This window comes from uncultured Rhodoblastus sp. (genome assembly GCF_903903185.1).
In the GTDB taxonomy this organism is placed as follows: domain Bacteria; phylum Pseudomonadota; class Alphaproteobacteria; order Rhizobiales; family Beijerinckiaceae; genus Rhodoblastus.
The window spans coordinates 1-3077 of sequence record NZ_CAIUXT010000112.1; the positions used below are offsets into that span (position 1 = coordinate 1).

At 63.1% G+C, this 3077-nt stretch carries 2 protein-coding genes; one reads left to right on the plus strand and one right to left on the minus strand.

Translation table 11 applies throughout. The annotated features are described in order from the left end of the window. Positions 1-99 precede the first annotated feature (99 nt). On the minus strand, positions 100-1272 hold the full coding sequence (hemW, locus tag QZY01_RS10315) for a radical SAM family heme chaperone HemW (protein WP_294536667.1): 1173 nt from the start codon (positions 1270-1272) through the stop codon (positions 100-102). 1064 nt (positions 1273-2336) lie between these two features. On the opposite strand from hemW, the gene QZY01_RS10320 reads away from it, so the two are divergent. Then, on the plus strand, positions 2337-3077 hold a 741-nt coding region (locus QZY01_RS10320), incomplete at its 3' end, for a thiamine pyrophosphate-binding protein (RefSeq protein WP_294536671.1).

The following is a 3077-nucleotide window of genomic DNA, read 5'->3' on the forward strand; positions in this document are numbered from 1 at the left end:
GACGCCGGCGGCCGGCATGACGACTATATCCGCCTGACCGAAGCCCGCGACGCCCTGCTCGAGCGGGCGACATCGATGAATTAGTTCCTATTCCGCCGGTCACGCCGCCAGATCGGCGACCACCGCGTCGAGCACCGGAAACCCTTCCGAGGTCACGCGGATGCGGCCCTGCCGCGTATATTCGACCATGCCATGGGCGATCAGGTCGGCGACGCGCGAGGCCTCGAAACGCTTGCCCGTCAGCGCCTGGAACCGCGCCGGGTCGATGCCCTCGCTGAGCCGCAGGCCCATCAGCAGAAATTCATCGCCCTGCGCCTCTCGCGAAAGGGTTTCGTCCTCGACCAGCCCGAACCCGTCGGATTCGACGACCGTGAGCCACATTTCCGGATGCGGCTCGGTCGCCTGGGCGCGGCGCGCGCCCTTCGGCGTGACAATGCGGCCATGGGCGCCGGGGCCGACCCCGACATATTCGCCATAGCGCCAATAGATCAGATTATGCCGGCTTTCGCCGCCGGGCCGCGCGTGATTGGAAATTTCATAGGCCGGCATCCCCGCCTTTGAGGTCAGGTCCTGGGTCACGTCCCAAAGCTCCCGCCCGGTGTCGGGATCGGGCATTTTGAGTTTTCCGGCGCGAAACAATTGCTCGAACATCGTGTCCGGCTCGATGGTCAATTGATAGAGCGACAAATGTTCGGGCGCGCGGGCCAGCGCCTCGGTCAGCTCCTTCGCCCAGATTTTCGGGGTCTGGCCGGGGCGCGCGTAGATCAGATCGAAGGAGGAGCGCTCAAAAGTCGCGGCGGCGATGTCGAGCGCCCGAAACGCCTCCTGCGCCGTATGCATCCGCCCCAGCATCTTCAGATCGGCGTCGTTCATCGCCTGCACGCCGAGCGAGACGCGGTTGACCCCCGCCTGCCGATAGGACCTGAACCGCCCCGCCTCGACGCTGGTCGGATTGGCCTCCAGCGTGATTTCGGCGCCCGGGTCGAGCTTCCACAGCTTGCCGATCGACTCGATGATCGCCGCCACGGTCTCGGGCGCCATCAGCGAGGGCGTGCCGCCGCCGAAAAAGATCGAGCGCACGACGCGCCCCGGCGTCAGCGCGGCGCGATGCTTGAGTTCCGCCTGTAGCGCGGCGAGAAAGCGCGGCTCATCGACGCCGCCGCGCCGGACATGGCTGTTGAAGTCGCAATAGGGACATTTCGACAGACAGAACGGCCAATGGACGTAAACGCCAAAGCCGGGGTCGGGAATCATGGGGGCGATGCTGGCCATGCGCCCTTATGCCATTTCTGGAATTTGCCGTCACGCCGCGCTTAACGAAATCTTCAGCTTCATGGACGGGAGGTTCACGCGAGAGCGCAAGGTCCCGTGCTTCACCCATCGGCGCGATCTCGCGGCAGATATGCCCCCGCAACAAGGCGAAGGCGCAGCCGGTCCCGACATGGGCGCCGCCGATGATGGCAATGCGGGTGCGATAAGGGAGCATGGGGGTCCTTCCCGCCAACCTGCCAAAACGCTGGCCGCGCCGGGAGCATCCTGCGTCAAGGCGAGACGATCAAGCCTCGAAGACTCTAAAACAGGGTTTTGTCCTGCCCGATAGCGCGCGCGCGGCTATGATTCCTTTTCCCGCAGGTCGAAATCGCAGCCGCGCCGCGTTGAACGCTCCGCGAATCGTTTGCATTCGGCGGATTGCCGGCATAGCGCGAAGGACCGGTCCCGAGAAAACACCGGTCTTTGGCTGAAAGGCAAGGACGCGCCAATTCCTGACGTTCTGCGCTCGCCGTATGAACCGTGTTTCCGCCCGAAAGGAGCCGTTTGGCTTTTCGCCAGACTTCCCTGAGTTGAGGGGCGTCTTTCGGCGACCGCGCTCAACTGAATCGACGGCGGTAAAGCCGGAGGGCCGGATCACGTCGGGCGACCTCGGCTTGTGGAACGATAGCCAAATCGTCGTCCCGCCGGCGCGCAAACGATCCTCCGTTTTCGCAGCCGGCGAGGGGCCAATTTGCCGCAGTGCTTCCACTTCTGTTCGACTCCTCTTTCCGGCATTTTTGTGTTTTATATTTAGGTGCTTGCGGGATGCGGCACAACCTGCGTCGCCGCGTTCGGGGGAGGCCTGCCATGTTGCCGTGGATGTTTATTCAGCTCCTCCTGCGCGATTAATTTTTATTCCGGTGGGATCGTCGGCCTGCTCCGTAAGGCGGTGGGCATGCCCGGGCTGACCGTCACGGGCGGCTCCGAAAGCGAGCAGAAAACGAGTCGACGACGTCTCCGCTTTTTCTCGACCTCGGCTGTGAGAGGCTGAAAAGGCAAAGCACCCAACCGAAAGGATTTTCATCATGGCTCGTCCCACCGTGGCGGAATATGTGATCGATCGACTTGCCGATCTGGGCATAGGCCACGTTTTTGGCGTGCCCGGCGACTTCGCCTTTCCCATTGATGACGCCGTGGAAGCGTCGGGCCGGCTTGCCTGGATCGGCTGCAGCAATGAATTGAACGCAGCCTACGCCGCGGACGGCTACGGCCGGATCTGCGGCGCCGCCATCCTGAGCACGACATTTAACGTTGGAGCGGCCGCCGCGCTCGCCGGAGTCATGGGATGCAAGGCGGAGCGCGTCCCCGTCTTTCACATCGTCGGAGCTCCGAGCACGAGATTGGCGCGTAATCGCCGGCACATGCATCACTCCTATGGTGATGGCGATCTCGATCAATTCCGTTCGTACAACGAGGTATCCGCCTGCGTATCCGCGGTTCTCACCCCGCAAAATACGATTGCCGAGATGGAGAGGGTGATCTTCGAGGCTTTGTCCCAGCGAATGCCCGCCTACATCCAGATCGCCGAAGACTACGCCCGGATGCCAATCGTCGGCGCCCCGGTTCGTGGCGTCCTCCTCGCGGAGGCGCCGACTTTTTCGAGCAACCCCGAGGAACTGGTCGGAGCTGTGACCGCGATTCTGGACCGGCTCGCGAAAGCAACTTCTCCCGTGATTCTTCCCGCCTACACGATCGCGCGCTACGGACTGCAAAAGGAACTTGAAGCGCTTCTGGCCGCGACTGGAATTCCCGTCGCCACGCCTGCC

Bases quoted from the DNA above. Each gene is read 5' to 3' on its own strand.
- hemW (WP_294536667.1), bottom strand. From the start codon at position 1,272: ATGGCCAGCATCGCCCCCATGATTCCCGACCCCGGCTTTGGCGTTTAC.